The 17,610-nt window shown below is 36.6% G+C and carries 13 protein-coding genes; 6 read left to right on the forward strand and 7 right to left on the reverse strand.

All coding sequences use genetic code 11. The features are described 5' to 3' along the window. Positions 1–76: 76 nt before the first annotated feature. Both ACO052_RS05315 and ACO052_RS05320 read right to left on the reverse strand, forming a co-directional pair. Positions 77–1,036 (reverse strand): OmpA family protein, encoded by a 960-nt coding sequence (locus ACO052_RS05315; RefSeq protein ID WP_422106959.1) that lies wholly within the window; start codon positions 1,034–1,036, stop codon positions 77–79. 64 nt (positions 1,037–1,100) lie between these two features. After that, positions 1,101–1,862 (reverse strand): exodeoxyribonuclease III, encoded by a 762-nt coding sequence (locus tag ACO052_RS05320; RefSeq protein ID WP_422106960.1) that lies wholly within the window; start codon positions 1,860–1,862, stop codon positions 1,101–1,103. Positions 1,863–2,086: 224 nt separating this feature from the next. Here ACO052_RS05320 and ACO052_RS05325 point away from each other — a divergent pair, with 224 nt between their 5' ends. Together ACO052_RS05325 and ACO052_RS05330 are read left to right on the forward strand one after the other, a co-directional pair. Beyond that, on the forward strand, positions 2,087–5,512 hold the full coding sequence (locus ACO052_RS05325; RefSeq protein WP_422106961.1) for a hypothetical protein: 3,426 nt from the start codon (positions 2,087–2,089) through the stop codon (positions 5,510–5,512). Positions 5,513–5,591: 79 nt separating this feature from the next. Then, positions 5,592–6,140 carry a hypothetical protein gene (locus ACO052_RS05330; protein WP_422106962.1) on the forward strand — a complete coding sequence of 183 codons (549 nt, stop codon included), beginning with the start codon at positions 5,592–5,594 and terminating at the stop codon, positions 6,138–6,140. Positions 6,141–6,207: 67 nt separating this feature from the next. On the opposite strand, the gene ACO052_RS05335 is transcribed toward ACO052_RS05330, so the two are convergent. Both ACO052_RS05335 and ACO052_RS05340 read right to left on the reverse strand, forming a co-directional pair. Further along, entirely contained in the window at positions 6,208–7,749 is a 1,542-nt protein-coding gene (locus ACO052_RS05335; protein WP_422106963.1) for a glycine--tRNA ligase, read from the reverse strand. Positions 7,750–7,811: 62 nt separating this feature from the next. Continuing rightward, entirely contained in the window at positions 7,812–8,699 is an 888-nt protein-coding gene (locus ACO052_RS05340; protein WP_422106964.1) for a hypothetical protein, read from the reverse strand. 75 nt (positions 8,700–8,774) lie between these two features. Here ACO052_RS05340 and ACO052_RS05345 point away from each other — a divergent pair, with 75 nt between their 5' ends. Further along, positions 8,775–9,443 carry a ComF family protein gene (locus ACO052_RS05345; RefSeq protein WP_422106965.1) on the forward strand — a complete coding sequence of 223 codons (669 nt, stop codon included), beginning with the start codon at positions 8,775–8,777 and terminating at the stop codon, positions 9,441–9,443. Positions 9,444–9,498: 55 nt separating this feature from the next. Continuing rightward, positions 9,499–11,115 carry an Ig-like domain-containing protein gene (locus ACO052_RS05350; RefSeq protein WP_422106966.1) on the forward strand — a complete coding sequence of 539 codons (1,617 nt, stop codon included), beginning with the start codon at positions 9,499–9,501 and terminating at the stop codon, positions 11,113–11,115. Here the strand turns inward: ACO052_RS05350 and ACO052_RS05355 are convergent. From ACO052_RS05355 to ACO052_RS05365, 3 genes are read right to left on the reverse strand one after another with little or no spacing between them, the layout of a single operon-like run. Then, positions 11,099–11,878, reverse strand: a complete 780-nt coding sequence (locus ACO052_RS05355; protein WP_422106967.1) for an amidohydrolase — start codon at positions 11,876–11,878, stop codon at positions 11,099–11,101. The genes ACO052_RS05350 and ACO052_RS05355 overlap by 17 nt on opposite strands. 3 nt (positions 11,879–11,881) lie before the next feature. After that, positions 11,882–12,370, reverse strand: coding sequence for a hypothetical protein (locus ACO052_RS05360; protein WP_422106968.1), 489 nt, complete (start codon positions 12,368–12,370; stop codon positions 11,882–11,884). Positions 12,371–12,420: 50 nt separating this feature from the next. Further along, on the reverse strand, positions 12,421–13,563 hold the full coding sequence (locus tag ACO052_RS05365; RefSeq protein ID WP_422106969.1) for a methionine aminotransferase: 1,143 nt from the start codon (positions 13,561–13,563) through the stop codon (positions 12,421–12,423). A 183-nt stretch (positions 13,564–13,746) separates the two neighbouring features. Here ACO052_RS05365 and ACO052_RS05370 point away from each other — a divergent pair, with 183 nt between their 5' ends. Together ACO052_RS05370 and ACO052_RS05375 are read left to right on the forward strand one after the other, a co-directional pair. Further along, entirely contained in the window at positions 13,747–16,599 is a 2,853-nt protein-coding gene (locus tag ACO052_RS05370) for a TonB-dependent receptor (RefSeq protein WP_422106970.1), read from the forward strand. Next, positions 16,577–17,608: a phytase gene (locus ACO052_RS05375; protein WP_422106971.1), complete on the forward strand. Its 1,032-nt coding sequence runs from the start codon at positions 16,577–16,579 to the stop codon at positions 17,606–17,608. Before ACO052_RS05370 ends, ACO052_RS05375 begins: the two co-directional genes overlap by 23 nt. Positions 17,609–17,610: the final 2 nt, after the last annotated feature.

Here is a 17,610-nt window from a genome sequence, read left to right on the forward strand (position 1 = left end):
TTTCCTACGAAAGCAGGAATCTTTTAAATTAAACTATAGTTTCATAATGAGATTCCTGCCTACGCAGGAATGACAATTATATATCATTCAATAATTTCGAAATCTCATCGAGTTTTGGTGTCAAAATCACTTCGATTCGTCTATTTTTTGCTTTGCCAGCAGCGGTGTCATTGGTAGCCACTGGGGCATATTCACCACGTCCAGCAGCAGTTAGATTCTCAGGGTTTATGGAGGCATTTTCTCTTAAGATGTTGACAATGGCGGTGGCACGTTTGGTGGATAAATCCCAATTGCCATTTAACTGTGAGCTGCCTTTATATGGAACATTATCCGTATGCCCTTCGATCAAAATAGCGACATCAGGATTTTCTGCTAATACATTACCTAATTGCTGAACGGCTTTACGGCCTTCTGTGCCTACAGACCAGCTTCCAGATTTGAATAAGAGTTTGTTTTCCATAGATACATATACTTTTCCGTCCCTTTGTTCAACAGTTAGTCCTTTCCCTTCAAAATTCGTTAAAGCTTTTGAGATGGCATCCTTAAGGGTACGCATATTGGCATCTTTTGCAGCGATAACACTTTCGAGTTCGGCAACGCGTTTAGAACGATTGTCTAACTCTTTCTTAAGGTTTTCCAGACGTTCGCTTTCGGCAGCAAGGGCTTGTTCCTTAGCTTCGAGCTTTGCCAAAAGCTCCCTGTTCTTTTTAGAATTTTTTGCAATTTCAGCAGAACTGTTTTTTTCTAGAGCGTCGTATGAGGCTTTTAAATTATTGAGATTGGTTTTGGCAGCAGCATAGTCCGAACGCAATTGATCTCTTTCTTTTACCGCATCGTCGTAGGCTGATTGTAGACTGTTGAGGTCATTAGTTAATTTGGTTTTATCGGCCGTAAGCGATTCAAGATCGTCGGTCAATTGCCTATTCTCCTTTTTAAGATTAGCATATTTATCTTCAAGATCGGTATAGATTTTTTTGGATACACATGACGTTAGTGTAAATAAAGCAACGGCTATTAATAAATTTTTTTTAATCATTTTTAAAGTTTTTAGGTCATTTTTACACCCCTCGAGGGGACAATTTAAATATGGGACTATAATATTAAATATCGAGTTCTAATAAAATGGGGCAATGGTCACTATGCACGGCCTCGGTTAGTATAACGCTGCGTTTAATGTTTTCTTGTAAAGGTTCGCTAACCATAGCATAATCCAATCTCCAACCCTTATTATTTGCTCTGGCATTGGCGCGATAGCTCCACCATGAGAATTCCTGTTTTTCGGGATGTAAGTATCTAAAACTATCGATGAAGCCACTATCGATAAAGTGGCCGAGCCATTCGCGTTCTTCGGGCAAATACCCAGAAACGCCTTTCATTTTAGGATTGTGGATATCGATAGGTTCGTGGCAAATGTTATAATCTCCACAGACCACGAGGTTTGGTTTTTCTTTACGAAGATTATTCAAATAGGCATGGATAAGATCCATATACTCAAATTTATGAGCTAATCTGGCATCGTTGGTGCCTGAAGGTAAATACATGCTCATAATGGAAACGTCATCATAATCTACCCTAAGATTTCTACCTTCAAAATCCATGGATGCTATACCGGTGCCAAATTCAATATGTTTGGGCTCACTTTTACACAAGACAGCGACACCACTATAGCCTTTTTTCTGAGCGCTAAACCAATAATTGTATTCGTAGCCCGCATCCGCAAATAGCTGTAAATCGAGCTGCTCCTTTAGAGCTTTGATTTCTTGTAAGCAGATAACATCTGGATTTGAGGCTTTTAACCATTCCATGAAGCCCTTATTTATGGCGGCTCTAATACCATTGACGTTATAGGATGCGATGTTCATAATTTAAATCGGTTGAATTATTTTTGCCAAAGGCCAATTAAGGGTCTAAATTAAATAATAAGCTACTTTTACACTATTAATTTGAGCCTATTTTAACAATAAAATATTTCAAGTTTTAAGTAGTTATTATTCTACATGAAACATCAATTACTAATTTTAAATCTAATCGTAGAAAATTTTAAAGATGTTCCATCTGACCGATTTAAAAAAATAAGGATCTGCAGATGAAAAAAGCGCTATTTCTATTCCTATTATGTATTTCTTTTTGGGGTTATGCTCAAGAGAAAACTAGTAATTATAGAAAAAAGCGTTTTGCGGTAAAGGATTCCATTCAGATTGATTCGGTCAGTATTAATTCTTCAAAATTTTTAGTGAAAACTAAAGAAGGGCAGGTACTGGATTCGACATTATACTCCATAGACTATGCTAAAGCCCTTTTAAAGTTTAAGCAACCTATTCCTATAGATACCATACAAATAGAGTACTTACGATATCCAGACTTCTTAACTAAGGTGTACCAACAATTAGATGATAAGGTGATTGTTGATCGCTCCTCTGGAGCCCAAGCTTTATACAAACTCCAAAACACCAAAAAGCGAAATGCATTTACACCTTTTGAAGGTTTAACTACTTCTGGTAGTATCTCTAGAGGGGTGACTATTGGGAATAATCAGAATTCTGTTTTAAACAGTGAATTGGATTTGCAGATTTCTGGAAAGTTAAGCGACAAAGTATCATTAAGAGCATCGATACAAGATGCCAATATTCCTTTGCAAGAAAGCGGTTACTCGCAGCGTTTAGATGAATTTGATCAAGTGTTTATCGAGCTATTTAGCGATAATTGGAACATTCGGGCAGGAGACATCGATTTGATAAATACCAATAGTTACTTTGCCAATTTTTCAAAGCGTGTCCAGGGCTTATTAGTCAATGCCAACCTTAGTGAAAAAACGACGGTGTTTGCCTCTGGTGCCTTGGTACGAGGTCAATTTACCACAACGCAGTTTACCGCACAAGAGGGTAATCAAGGACCATATAAATTAAGAGGCCCCAATAATGAATTGTTTGTGCTTGTCGTTTCTGGGAGTGAAACGGTGTACGTTAATGGGATTCCTTTAGAGCGTGGTGAGAATAGGGATTACATTATTGACTACAATGCAGGTGAGATTATTTTTAATTCGACGTATCCGATTACTTCAGAAATGCGTATTACCGTGGATTACCAGTTTAGTGAGCGTAACTATTCGCGTTTTACGGTCTTTGGTGGTGGATCATTTAAGACGGAAAAGCTGAGTTTAAATGTTTCCGTGTATTCCGAAAGTGATGCTAAAAACCAACCACTACAACAAAATTTATCAGCAGAGCAAACACAGGTTTTAGCAGATGCTGGCGATGATACGCGTCTCATGGTGGCCTCTTCCGCAACAGAAGAGTCATTCTCGGAAAACAGGATTCTTTACCGAAAAGAAATCATCGACGATGAGGAAGTGTTTGTGTTTTCCCAAAATCCGGATGACGAATTGTTCAGTGTTAGTTTTACATTAGTAGGTGCTAATCAAGGCAATTATGTACTTATTAATGACGATGCGGTAAGTAATATTTTTGAATACGTTCCTCCAGTTGGTGGAGTCCCTCAGGGCGACTACGCCCCCATTTCACAATTAGTGGCACCAGAGCGTTTGCAAATTGCGGTTTTAAATGGGCGCTATCAGCCTGGAGATAAGACCAATGTGTTTTTTGAGCTTGCTGGAAGTAAAAACGATCTTAACCTATTCTCGAGTATCGATGATGACGATAATGATGGTTTTGCAGGAAAATTAAGTGTCAACCAAAAGTTGATAAAAACCGATAGCCTTTGGAATTTATCTGCTTTAATTGATACGGATTTCATTCAAGAGAATTTTAGAACCATTCAGCGCTTATATAGAGCGGAATTTATTCGTGATTGGAATTTAGAGGATAATAGGGATGACCAAGGGAATAATATTATTGGCAATCAACTGTTGCTGACCTCAGGATTGCAACTATCCCATGCCAAAAAAGGAACGGCTTCATATAGTTTTGAGTATTTGGATTACGCCAGTAATTTTAATGGGAGTCGACATAACGCCTCAGCCAATTTGCAACTGGGTAATGTGAATATCTTCTCGAATACTAGTTTTTTAAATAGTGAAAGCACTGTAAATCGTTCCACTTTTTTAAGATCGTTTAATCGCGCTGTTTTTGCTAAAAATAACAAATGGATAGGCGCAAAGTTTGCTGTTGAAGACAACGAACAAACTGTTATTGCAACAGACTCATTGACGCCATTAAGCCAAAAATTCACAGCTTATGAGGCCTTCGTAGGTATAGGAGATAGTACTAAGGTCTATACTGAAATAGGTTATATAAGACGTTTTAATGATAGTCTGCGAAACAATCTGGTAGAACGTGTCAATGCCTCTAATACCTATTACTTGAAATCGCGATTGATTCAAAATAAAAACACGAATCTACAGTTGTTTGTCAATTTTAGGGACTTAAAGGCAGAGGACAATACCTCCGAAGATGAGCAAAGTTTGAACAGCCGATTAAACTACAACCAGAAATTATTCAACAATCTCATTCTATGGAATACTAGTTTTGAGACCAATTCGGGAACTCTACCACAACAAGATTTTACTTATGTGGAGGTGGAAGCGGGCCAAGGTACCTACACTTGGATCGATTACAATGAGAACGGGATACAGGAACTTAACGAATTTGAGATTGCTCAGTTTGCGGATCAAGGCAATTATATCAGAGTCTTATTGCCCAATCAGGTGTTTGTGAGAACCCATCAAAACCGATTGAGCCAAACGCTAACGATTAATCCAATTCAGTGGAGCAAATCCAAGAATAAGACCAAAAAGTTCTTCTCACACTTTTACAACCAGACCTCATATTTAATTGATAGAAAAGTACGACGCGAGGGTAACAATTTTAATCTCAACCCTTTCGAAGGTGATGAAGACAACCAATTGGCCTTAAATAATAGTGTGCGAAATGTGTTATTCTATAACAGAGGAAAACAGCGCTACACGACGTCTTATACGTTTTTAACCAATACAAGCCGCAGTTTATTGTCCATTGGTTTTCAAGAAAATGTGCTGACCAATCATCAATTGAACTTTAACCATAAGTTTGCCAAAAATTGGCTTATCAATGCCTTGGCTAGTTTTGGAACCGATGAGAGTATAAGTGAAAACTTTGCGACTAGAAATTTTAATATTGAAGAGGAACGCTTTCAGCCAAAATTATCCTATCTGTTTAGTGAGAATGCGCAGTTCGATGTGTTTTACCAATACACTTCTAAGAACAATACCATTGGTAGCTTGGAATCTTTGGCACAGCAAAATTATGGCTTGTCCTTTACCTATAATAAAGCGGCAAAAATTGCCTTGACCGGTGAATTTAATGTTTTTCAAAACAGCTTTGAAGGCGACCCTAACACACCTGTGGCCTATCAAATGTTAGAGGGTTTGCAGCCAGGCCAAAACTTTACATGGAGCTTATTAGCGCAAAAAAAATTGACCAAGTTCTTGGACCTTAACCTCAATTATTTTGGAAGAAAGACAGAGACCTCACAAGTCATCCATACAGGGACCATTCAGTTAAAGGCGTATTTCTAAAATTAAGAGCTTTCTTACGCAACCATTTTCTAGTTTTTGTATCTGATAGGTATACCAATTAATGAAACAAACTATGAAAATGAAAACAATAGGCCTTACACTTTTGGCCATTTTAGCAACAGCATCTATTAGCGCACAAGACCGCACAGAAGATGAAAAGGATAAGGTTTTTGATACTAAGCATGAGGTACGTCTAGGAGTGATAAAACTACTAGCAGGCCCTATTTTTGAAGGAGGTTATGAGTATATTATAGATTCCAATCAAGGTGTTGGGGCCTACGTACTGGCAAATTTTGATTCTAGTAACGATTGGTTTGAAAATTACTCTTTAACGCCATATTATCGCATGTATTTTCAGACTAAGGAAGACTATGGCGCTAAAGGCTTTTTTGTAGAGGGGTTTACATCGTTCTTTTCTAGTGATTTTGATTTGGAAGATTCCTTATTCGGTGACGCTAATAATGAAGATGTATTTGATATTTCCATCGGACTTTCGGTAGGAAAAAAATGGATTAATACCACTGGCTTTGTGTTTGAAGCTAAATTTGGAGCAGGGAGAAATTTGTTAGGTAATGCGGACGTTGATGCTCTTATTAAGTTTGATTTTTATATTGGTTATAGATTTTGAAGTAATTAAAAAAAAGCCTGAGTGATGACAACTCAGGCTTTTTTTGATATTCAATTGCTTTGTATTATCACATACGCATCAACCAATGCTTGACATCGACTTCCTGTTTAATGAGGTCTCTCAGTGCTTCAATCTTTACACGTTTTTGCTCCATGGTATCCCTGTGACGTATGGTTACGGTATTGTTTTCAATACTTTCACCATCAACCGTAATACAAAATGGCGTTCCAGCAGCATCTTGTCGTCTATAACGCCTACCGACAGCATCTTTTTCATCGTAGGCCACATTAAATTCCCATTTAAGCTCTTCCACAATGTCCTTAGCCATAGTTGTTAAGGCTTCATCTTTTCTCACTAAAGGAAGAATTGCTGCCTTTGTCGGGGCTAGTACGGCGGGTAATTTTAGAACATCGCGTTTGGTTCCGTCTTCTAAAGTTTCTTCGACTAAAGAATTAGAGAATACCGCCAAAAACATACGGTCTAAACCAATAGAAGTTTCTAATACATAAGGGGTATAACTGGCGTTTTCTTCATGATCGAAATATTGTAATTTTTTGCCAGAGTATTCTTCGTGCTGGCTCAAATCGAAATCAGTCCGTGAGTGGATGCCTTCTAATTCCTTAAATCCAAAAGGAAAGTTAAACTCAATATCTGTCGCGGCATCTGCGTAATGGGCCAACTTTTCGTGATCATGAAAGCGATAGTTGTCATCTCCCATACCTAAAGACTTGTGCCATTTTAAACGGGTCTCTTTCCAATAGTCAAACCATTCCTTTTGTGTACCTGGTTTAATGAAGAACTGCATTTCCATCTGTTCAAACTCACGCATTCTAAAAATGAATTGTCTGGCAACAATTTCGTTCCTAAAGGCTTTACCAGTTTGGGCGATACCAAACGGAATCTTCATACGACCTGTCTTTTGTACGTTGAGGAAATTGACAAAAATACCTTGAGCCGTTTCTGGTCTTAAATACACCGTTGTAGAGCTATCTGCCGATGCCCCCAACTGTGTGCCGAACATAAGATTAAACTGTTTAACCTCAGTCCAGTTTTTACTTCCAGAAACTGGGCATGCAATTTCTAAATCCAATATAAGTTGCCTAAAACCTGCGAGATCATTGTCTTCCTGCACTCTGGTTAGTTCGGCCGTAATCTCATCGATTTGTTTTTGACGACGTAAGACATTGCCGTTGGTAGACCTAAATTCACTTTCGTCAAAAGCATCGCCAAAACGCTTCTTTGCTTTTGCAATATCCTTATTTATTTTCTGCTGAATTTTTTCTCTAAAATCTTCTACCAAAACATCAGCTCTATAGCGCTTTTTAGAGTCCTTATTATCAATCAAAGGGTCATTAAAAGCATCGACGTGACCTGAGGCTTTCCACGTTGTTGGATGCATAAAAATGGCCGCATCGATACCTACAATATTATCGTGCATTTGTACCATTGCTTTCCACCAATAGTCTCTAATGTTTTTCTTTAACTCAGCTCCGTTTTGTGCGTAGTCATAAACGGCACTTAAACCGTCATAGATTTCACTACTTTGAAATACGTAACCATACTCTTTTGCATGAGCGATTACTTTTTTGAATTTGTCCTCGTTTGCCATGCTGCAAAAATAAAAAACCGCTCAAATTAATAGAGCGGTTTCACAAAATTTATAAAATGAATTTATTTTAGTTGAATGCTAGTGCTTCCTAATTTTCTGTTCTCGTGGAAGACATTTACGAAATAGACTCCTTTTTTTAGTGGCCGATCTTCTTTGTAAGTAGCCACCGTAGAACAAATATTTAAATCTTTATTGTCAAAATTAATGATTTCTTTCTTGCTGTAAATCAATGAAGAATTGTCAAAAAACACCTCTCCTTTATCCGCAATAATATTATTGTCAGGACTCACAATTTGGATGTAAATTTCTTTTTTGCCTTTTTCCGTCAAAGGATTTTCCGTAAGATGGATACAGACATCCATGGCATTAACACGTCTTGCCCTAAGTGTGGATCTCTTTTTTGAGTTATTGATCTTAAACGTTTCTACCGCTATTCCATTGGCTTTTAAAATGGCAGCTTCATCTATAGTTTTGTTTAAAGCGTCATTAGCCTCTTCTAAGGCATTTATGGCCAAAGTCTTTTGTTCTATAGTATTCATGGCATAGCGCTTCTCTTTCTGTAATTTTAGATTAGCAGAATTAAGAGAGTCTATGGTAGCCAAAAGCACCTTGCCCTTAGTCTTTAATACCAAAAGTTGGCTTTTAAATCGGGTGATTATTGATAAGTCACTTTTTAATAATCTTAAAGAATCTAAAGCCGTTTTAGTTTCTAATTTTGCTTCTTGGAGCTGCGAAGACATAAGATCATAATCTTGGCTCAGTTCATCATAACTTGTTAACATTTCTGATAGCTCTTTTTCTATCAAAATCTTTTCTTGTTTTAGGAATTCTTCGTAGGATTTAATGGATTTGTAGTTTGTAAAACTATAAATTCCCAAAACTGTTAAAACGACCAATAAAGAACTTATAATTAATCTGTAGTTAAATAATTGAGGGTTAACTATCATCATTAATTTACTTAGTTGACACGAAATTAGAGTATATTGAAGTGCATTTTTATTTTATTCGATTAAGTGGTAAAAAATTTGTTAAACTTATTCTTTCCAAAAGTCTGTGAAGCGTGTAATAATGTTTTGACAGATAATGAGTTAGTGGTATGTTTATCCTGTAGGCATCAATTACCCGTAACTCACTTTCACTTTGATCGTTCTAAAACCGTTGAAAAGATCCTTTACGGACGTGTAAAACTCGAAAATGCGACAGCGCTGTTGCATTTTTCAAAGAAAGGGATCGTTCAGCAATTACTACACAACTTAAAATATAGAAGGCATGAGCATATTAGTAGTTTTTTGGGTAAATGGTTAGCGGCTGAGTTATGCGCTGTAAATACTTATAATGATGTTGATGTGGTCGTCCCGGTACCTTTGTACAAAACCAAGTTACGAAAACGTGGATACAACCAAGTAGCGAAATTTGGAAAAGAAATTGCCAAAGCACTGCATACCGAGTATAATGATGGGGTGCTTATTAAAACGAAACCTACAAAAACTAAAGTATTTAAGGGGAGATTATCGCGATGGAATGACGATGGTGCTGTATTTGCCATTTCGGAAGATACAGCGCTTCAAGGAAAACATATTCTTTTAGTCGATGACATTATTACGACTGGTGCTACAGTTGAAGCTTGTGCCAAAGAATTGTTGAAGATTGATAATATTAAGTTAAGTCTTGCAACTATGGCAATTGCCGATTGATTTTTTCGTTTGTAAATTTTAAAATTGTTTCTTTGTGCAAAATTGTTTTGAGTTAATGCCATTAGTTGTATTGAGATTTTTGAAAGTTGTTTTTCTGGCTTTAATTTTGGCCAGTTGTGCCAATCGTGGTTCACCTCAAGGGGGTGAAAAAGATGAAGATCCCCCTGTGATTATAGACGAAGATCCTCAGAATTTTTCAACTAATTTTAAAGGCGGGGAAATCAGAATTTATTTTGATGAATATGTCAAAATAAACGATTTAAGGAAACAACTAATTATTTCGCCACCCATGGATACGGATCCTTTAATTGTGCCTATGGGTGCCGCAAGCAAGTATATTTCCATAAAAATAAAAGATACACTAAAAGACAATACAACCTATGCTTTTAATTTTGGTGAGAGCATCGTAGATAATAATGAAGGTAATCCCTATCCCTATTATCGCTACGTGTTCTCTACGGGTGATGCTATTGATTCTTTATCTGTAAAAGGATATGTAGAAGATGCTTTGCTCAAGGAGCCTGATACATTTATTTCGGTTATGCTATACGAGGTAGATTCGACATATACAGATTCTATTGTATATAAACAAAAGCCTAGATATATTACCAATACGCTCGATAGTGTGACAACCTTCAGTATCGATAATATCAAAGCAGGGACCTATAAGCTTATTGCCCTCAAGGATAAGAATTCAAACTATCAGTTTAATCAAAAAGATGATAAAATCGCATTTTATGAGAATCATATTTCTGTTCCGACAAGCGCAGAATATAAATTGACGCTCTTTAAGGAAGATGTGAATTTTAAAGCAATTAAACCAAAACAAGATGGAGCCTCAAGGATTATGTTTCCTTATGAAGGGAGCTATGAGGCTATGAGAATAAAAGTACTAGGAGATGTGCCAGAAGGTTATGCGACACGAATAACTAAGGATACAGAAAAGGATACCTTATACTATTGGTATAAACCAAAATTTGAGGTTGATACGACGTTTTTTATTGTTAGCAATGAAAAATATGTAGATACCTTTAAACATCGCTTTAGAAAATTAGATGCAGATTCTTTAGAAATAAAATTAATTACAAGAGGGACATTAAGTCCTGAAACGGATTTTACAATTGAAGGTAATATACCATTTACAAAGATTGATACCTCAAAAATAAAATTGATAAACGGAGATTCTCTAGCAATAAGTTATAAGGTAGAGTATGATACTATATTTAACAGGTATAAATTTCCTGTAGAAAAAGAGGAAGGCCAGAAGTACTTTTTTAAAATGCTTCCTGGAGCATTCACCGACTTTTACGAAGGGACAAACAAAGATACCTTAAACTATACTTTCAGAACGAAGAACAAATCTGAATATGGAAATATTCGCGTCAACTTGATTAATGCTAAGTTTCCATTAATTGTACAGTTAGTCGATGATAAGGGTGATGTTTTGTATGAGCATTATACGGAGGAGTCTCCCATTGTTGATTTTACGGATTTGACTCCTAAACAATATTTCCTTCGGGTCATTTATGACACTAATGGTAACCGAAAGTACGATACGGGCAATTATTTATTGGGAATTCAACCTGAGCGCGTGAGTTATGCTCCCAAGGATCAAGTTCCTGAGGTACGGGCGAGTTTTGATCAAGTTATTGAGTTTACACTTCTAGATTAAAGCTGTCGCGATCCTTTAAAAAACCAAGTTTTTCCCTATATCTATTAATGTGGTCTTTTTCTAGAGTGACGATGTCAATAGCTTCCCTGTTCTCTGGAATAGTATCGATTCTATTCCCTAGAACATCATAGGCTGCCGAATGTCCTGTATATTCATAATTATTGCCATCTAAGCCTACACGATTAACGCCTATACAATAACTCATGTTTTCAATGGCACGGGCTTTAAGTAAGTTATCCCATGCACTTATCCTTATTTTTGGCCAATTGGCCACATAGATTAAAAGATCATAGTCTTCACTATTTCTAGCCCATACAGGGAAACGCAAGTCGTAACAAATTAAAGGGCAGATTTTCCAGCCCTTGTAATCAAAAACCACCTTTTTTTCACCTGCCTTATAGACCTTGTGTTCGCCAGCCAGTGTAAATGTATGCCTTTTATCATAAGATGTTACTTGTCCGGAGGGCTCTACAAATACAAGGCGATTGTAATAATGCTTGTTTTCGGTAACTACCAAACTTCCGGTAATTGCCATTTGCTTTTCTTTGGCTAACTGTTTTAACCAATGTATGGTTTCACCATTCATAGTTTCGGCAACCGAAGTGGCATTCATCGTAAAACCAGAAGTAAACATTTCGGGTAAAACAATAAGGTCGGCACCTTTTATCGTATGCACCTTTTGTTCAATATTTTTTCGATTTGCCTCAGGGTTTTCCCAGATTAATTCGGTTTGTATAATGGCAACAGTTAGGGTTTTGCTCATGAGTTATAGTTTGCGTTTTGCTTTTTCTACTTTTTCTGTGAGTTTTTCAATTTTTTCGAGCCATTTACTTTCATCTATGGGAGATAATTTTCCCTTCTTCTTAAGCTTTCCGTACTTCTTCTGTGCTTTTGCCAGTTTATCCTGTGCCTTTTTGTAATTGCCTTTAAGTTTTTGTTCTTTTCGTAGGGCTTTCTCGACTCTTTTTTGCTCTTTTTCGGCCTTTTTTACTTCTTTTTCAAGCTTTTTGGCCTTCTTTTCCTTTTTTCTTTCCGCTTTTCTTGCTTTTTCTTCGAGCTTCATTTTATCAGAAGCCATTGTAGCTTCCTTTAAGATGGTAGATCGTTTTTCAGCATTTAGCCTGTCTGTTACATCCTCACCATTAAGAAAAATTCGCTCTTTTTTAACCTCATAAATCCTTCCGTCCTTTTCGACTTTTTGAGCAAAAGAGCATAATGAAAATGCAACGAACAAGATTGTCATAAAAAATTTCATACTATTTGTTTTAATTCAATCTTGAGACACAGAAAAGTACAAAAAGTAACTCAAATTCTACACAAAATCTCTGCTGCTTTAATCAAAGTCTCGTCGGTTTTTGCGAAACAGAAGCGCAACACCTTATCATCTTTACCATCTTCATTAAAAACAGACAGTGGAATGGAGGCAATCTTAAAATCCTTGGTCAATCGCTTGGCAAAATCTACGTCGTGCTCATCCGTAATGTTCGAATAATCCAACACTTGGAAATAAGTACCTTGTGATGGTCTATATTTAAAACGGGATTCTGAGATTAAATTCAGGAACAAATCACGCTTTTGCTGAAAAAATGTATTGAGACTTAGATATGTTTTGGGGTCCTGCATGTAATCTGCTATGCCTTTTTGGGCAGGGTGGTTGACAGAGAAAACATTAAATTGGTGCACTTTTCTGAATTCAGACATTAAGGGTTCAGGAGCGCAACAATAGCCAATTTTCCAACCCGTATTATGAAAAGTTTTACCAAAAGACGCCGTAATAAAGCTTCGTTGCTTTAAGCTACTAAACAGGCAAATACTTTGATGTCGCGTCTCATCAAAAACGATATGCTCATACACTTCATCACTGAGTACGATAATATTGGTGTCATGAGTTAATTTTTGAAGTTGTAACATATCTTCTTTAGACCAAATCGTCCCACTCGGATTATGAGGGGAATTAATAATGATCATTTTGGTCTCACTAGAAACCTTCGAGGACACTTCATTCCAGTCAATTTTATAGTCTGGTGCCGATAATTGAATGGGTATGGCTTTGCCACCATTGACTTCGATTGCTGGCTGATAACAATCGTAGGCAGGTTTAAAAATGATGACTTCATCACTTGGTCTTATAAATGCTGAAATAATGGTATAAATGGCTTGGGTAGCACCAGCTGTTACCGTGATTTCTTTTTCAGGATGATAAGTGTGGTTGTATAATAATTCGTATTTATTGGAAATGGCTAATCTCAGATCCAGGTTTCCCGCCATGGGTGCATACTGGTTATAACCGTTATTCATGGCGTTGCTTACCAAGTCGTTCAACTTTTGTGAACTGGGATAGTTGGGGTACCCCTGAGATAAGTTCAGGGCATTATGCTCTCTTGCTAGGGCGCTCATCACCGTAAAAATCGTGGTACCTACATGAGGAAGTTTTGAATTATAAACCATACCGAAATATACTATAAGTTGAAGTTAAATCAAGCTGAAAATAAATAAAACGTTTCATAAAGGTTAATTGTAATTTAAATCGTGTCCAAAACATATAAAACTGTAATAATATGGTAATAATGACATAAAATACTCGGAGAAGGATTTCATTTAATTTGATGGATTAACTAATCCAACTAAAAGATGAAAAAAAACTACATTATTGCAGCACTATTATTCTTCGTTGCATTTTTAGGTTCTTCGCAAGAAGGAAACATTCAAGGTGTTATTACAGACGAGCAAGGTATTTTTGTGCCTTATGCAACGATTTCGGTTGCTAATTCAAAAAAGGGAACTGTATCTGATTCTGAAGGTAGATTTTTATTGTTAGAAGTACCTGTGGGAAAACAGACATTAACTATTCGATATTTAGGTTATGCAGATCAAAATATTGAAGTAGATGTCATTGAAAATACAACAATAGAAGTAAAAGTCGTTTTAGAACAACATTCAGAGACATTAGACAGTGTAATACTCACAGGTTTTATAGGTGGTCAGGCCAAGGCATTAAACACTCAAAAGAACAAGCAGAATATTACCAATGTAGTTTCTGCAGACCAAGTAGGTAAATTTCCGGATGCTAATATCGGGGATGCTGTTAAGCGCATACCAGGTATTACCATGCAAGTAGATCAAGGTGAAGCTAGAAATATAATTATTAGAGGTTTAGCTCCACAATTAAACTCTGTGACTTTAAACGGCTCTAGAATCCCATCAGCCGAAGGTGATAACCGTAATGTACAGATGGATTTAATTCCAGCTGATATGATTCAACAAATTGAAGTTAATAAAGCAGTTACACCTGATATGGATGGCGATGCTATAGGTGGTTCTGTAAATTTAATAACACGAAGCGCACCAGAAGGATTTAGATTATCAGCAACTGCAGGTACAGGTGTTAATTTTATTACTGATAAAAGAATACTTAACGGAACATTATTATATGGCGATAGAAGTAAGAACGGAAAATTTGGTTGGATGTTTGCTGGATCTATCAATGACAATGATTTTGGTTCTGATAATATTGAATTTGAATGGGCTAACGAAGCCGAAGACCCAATTTCTGGTGAAGATGTAGAAGTAGCTCCGTATGTAAGTGAGCACGACATAAGAACATATATTGTACAACGTGTTAGGAGAAGTTTTTCAGCAAATTTTGATTACAGATTTGATGCGAACAATGCTATTTATTTAAAAACAATGTATAACTGGCGAGATGATCGCGAGAATCGCTATAGACTTCGTTATAGAGCTATAGAACCGACAACAATTACCAATGGTGTTGGTTCAAATTTTCAAGGAGAAATTAGAAGACAAACAAAAGGGGGTATAGATAATGACAGAAATCAAAACACCCGTTTAGAGGATCAGCGTATGCAAAACTACACGCTTGGCGGTGAGCATTTACTTGGAAAGGTAAAATTTGATTGGTTAGCATCTTATGCAAGTGCTTCTGAAGAGCGTTTAAATGAGCGTTATATTTCTTATGAATTGGAAGAAGGTTTAGATGGAGAGCCCGTAGCATTTGATGTTGACCTTAGAGATTCGGAATTTCCTGTAATTGTACCTGCTAATACAGATGACGCAGCATTAGACAGGTATTCATTGAGAGAAATAACCGAAGAAAACCAATTCACAGAAGAAGAGGATATCAACTTTTTTGCTAATGTAGAATTGCCGTCAGATTTCTTCGGAAAAGGAGATGGCTTTATAAAGGCCGGTCTAAGGGCAAGACTTAAGAGTAAAATTAGAGATAATGACTTTACTGAGTTTGAACCATTGTCTGGGAATTTTGATTTTGATGCCATACCGCGCACCAATCAAACGGATCCCGATTACTTAGCTGGTGGCCAGTATGTTGCTGGAAATTATGCTTCTCCTAATTTTTTAGGGCGATTAAATTTGAATAATTCAGGATTATTCGATGCTACTTCACTTCCAGAAGAATTTTTGTCACAAAATTTTGATATTACCGAAGATGTATTTGCTGGGTATGTCATGGCCAATCAAAAGCTATCTGAAAAATTTTCAGTTTTGGCAGGTGTTAGAATAGAAAACACATCAATAGACACAGAAGGTAATGAAGTCAGCTTTGACGAAGATAGTGATTTTGAATCGTCAACTGTTATAAGAGATGATAACTCATATACTAATGTTTTACCGAGTATTCATTTAAAATATGATTTAAATAGAAAAACAGTCTTAAGATTAGCTTGGACCAATACCCTAGCGAGACCTGATTATCAAGACCTTGTTCCATTTAGAAACATTATTAATGAAGATGAAGAAATAGAATTAGGTAATCCAGGTTTAGAGGCAACAACTGCAATGAATTTTGACTTAATGGCAGAGTATTATTTTGATAACGTTGGTATTATATCAGGTGGTGTGTTCTATAAGGACATTCAAGATTTTATTTATGTATCACAGACTATCGCTGCGGATAATAATGATTTAGGGCCAGGTACTGCAGGATACAATGTATTTCAACCTTTAAATGGCGATGCTGCGGAGGTGTTGGGTTTTGAATTAGCATTCCAACGTCAGTTAGACTTTCTACCCGGCTTCGCTAAAAACTTCAACATTTACTTAAACTATACTTACTTGGATTCAAGTACGGAAGGCGTGGCTGATCAAGCTGGAGAATTAAGAGATGGCTTAGGTTTACCAGGGACTGCACCAAATATGTTTAATGGTTCATTAGCCTATAACGATAAAAAGTTCAATATTCGTTTATCAGCCAATTACTCTGATGCTTATGTCGACGAAATTGGTGGGGATGCTTTTACTGACCGTTTCTACGATGAGCAGTTTTTCTTAGATTTTAATTTAAACTTTGCAATTAATGATAATCTAAGAATATATGCTGACTTGAATAACATTACAGACCAACCACTTCGTTATTTCCAAGGTGTAAGAAGCAGAACTATGCAAGCGGAGTATTACGGAAGACGTTTAACTTTTGGATTGAAATATGATTTATTTAAAAGAAAGTAAATACAGTTTTGTTGTCATTTTAATCACAGTTGTCTTGACCTCTTGTGGTCATCAACTGCCAGAAATTAAAGCAACTGCGGTTACAGAAATGACGCCTCACGATACGGATGATCCAGCCATTTGGATTAACAGAGAAGACCCTGAAAAGAGCGTTGTTTTTGGTACGGATAAGGATGAGGTTAATGGTGGTGTTTATGCTTTTGATTTGGACGGAAAGATTATAGAAGAGAAATCAATAAAAGCCTTGGGTTACCCCAATAATGTCGATGTTTCATACGGGTTTAAGTTAAATGATTCCATCACAGTTGATGTAATGGCATTTACGGAAAGGGTCAAAAATCAAATACGATTATATGCCGTTCCCGATATGAAAATGTTAGATAATGGCGGCTTTAAGGTTTTTGAAGATGAGACTGATATTATTAATCGAAGGCCAATGGGTATTGCATTTTATAAAAATGCGGAAGACAGGAAAATATATATTATCGTAAGCAGGAAACAGGGGCCTTTTAAAAACTACTTGTATCAATATCAATTGGTTTCCGATAGCTTAGGGATTAGAACGGATTTAGTAAGAAAATTTGGTGAATTCAGTGGTAAGAAGGAAATTGAAGCTATAGCAGTTGACAATGAGTTAGGGCATATTTATTACGCTGATGAGGACCATTGTATTAGAAAGTATCATGCTGATCCCAAAAAGGGGGATAATGAGTTAGCATGTTTTGGTGCTGATCACTTTAGGCGAGATATAGAAGGTATAGCCATTGCTAAATACTCTAATGATTCGGGATTTTTAATTGTCTCAAATCAACAAGCGCATAGCTTTTGTGTGTTCGACCGAAAGACCAATGAGTTTATCAAGGAGATAAATCTTGGAACTGTAGAAACCGATGGTTGCGAAGTGACTACTCAAGCCCTAGGAAATAGATTTCCCAATGGCCTATTTGTGTCCATGACCGATTCCAAAGAATTTTTATTTCACGATCTAGGAAGTCTTAATCTAAAGTAGAT

It is taken from the genome of Winogradskyella sp. (genome assembly GCF_965228925.1).
In the GTDB taxonomy this organism is placed as follows: Bacteria; Bacteroidota; Bacteroidia; order Flavobacteriales; family Flavobacteriaceae; genus Winogradskyella.

Coding starts and splice junctions, on each gene's coding strand:
- ACO052_RS05375 (WP_422106971.1), top strand. CDS start 16,577: ATGATTTATTTAAAAGAAAGTAAATACAGTTTTGTTGTCATTTTAATC.
- ACO052_RS05320 (WP_422106960.1), bottom strand. CDS start 1,862: ATGAACATCGCATCCTATAACGTCAATGGTATTAGAGCCGCCATAAAT.
- ACO052_RS05355 (WP_422106967.1), bottom strand. CDS start 11,878: ATGAGCAAAACCCTAACTGTTGCCATTATACAAACCGAATTAATCTGG.
- ACO052_RS05365 (WP_422106969.1), bottom strand. CDS start 13,563: ATGGTTTATAATTCAAAACTTCCTCATGTAGGTACCACGATTTTTACG.
- ACO052_RS05350 (WP_422106966.1), top strand. CDS start 9,499: ATGCCATTAGTTGTATTGAGATTTTTGAAAGTTGTTTTTCTGGCTTTA.
- ACO052_RS05325 (WP_422106961.1), top strand. CDS start 2,087: ATGAAAAAAGCGCTATTTCTATTCCTATTATGTATTTCTTTTTGGGGT.
- ACO052_RS05370 (WP_422106970.1), top strand. CDS start 13,747: ATGAAAAAAAACTACATTATTGCAGCACTATTATTCTTCGTTGCATTT.
- ACO052_RS05340 (WP_422106964.1), bottom strand. CDS start 8,699: ATGATGATAGTTAACCCTCAATTATTTAACTACAGATTAATTATAAGT.
- ACO052_RS05335 (WP_422106963.1), bottom strand. CDS start 7,749: ATGGCAAACGAGGACAAATTCAAAAAAGTAATCGCTCATGCAAAAGAG.
- ACO052_RS05330 (WP_422106962.1), top strand. CDS start 5,592: ATGAAAACAATAGGCCTTACACTTTTGGCCATTTTAGCAACAGCATCT.
- ACO052_RS05360 (WP_422106968.1), bottom strand. CDS start 12,370: ATGAAATTTTTTATGACAATCTTGTTCGTTGCATTTTCATTATGCTCT.
- ACO052_RS05315 (WP_422106959.1), bottom strand. CDS start 1,036: ATGATTAAAAAAAATTTATTAATAGCCGTTGCTTTATTTACACTAACG.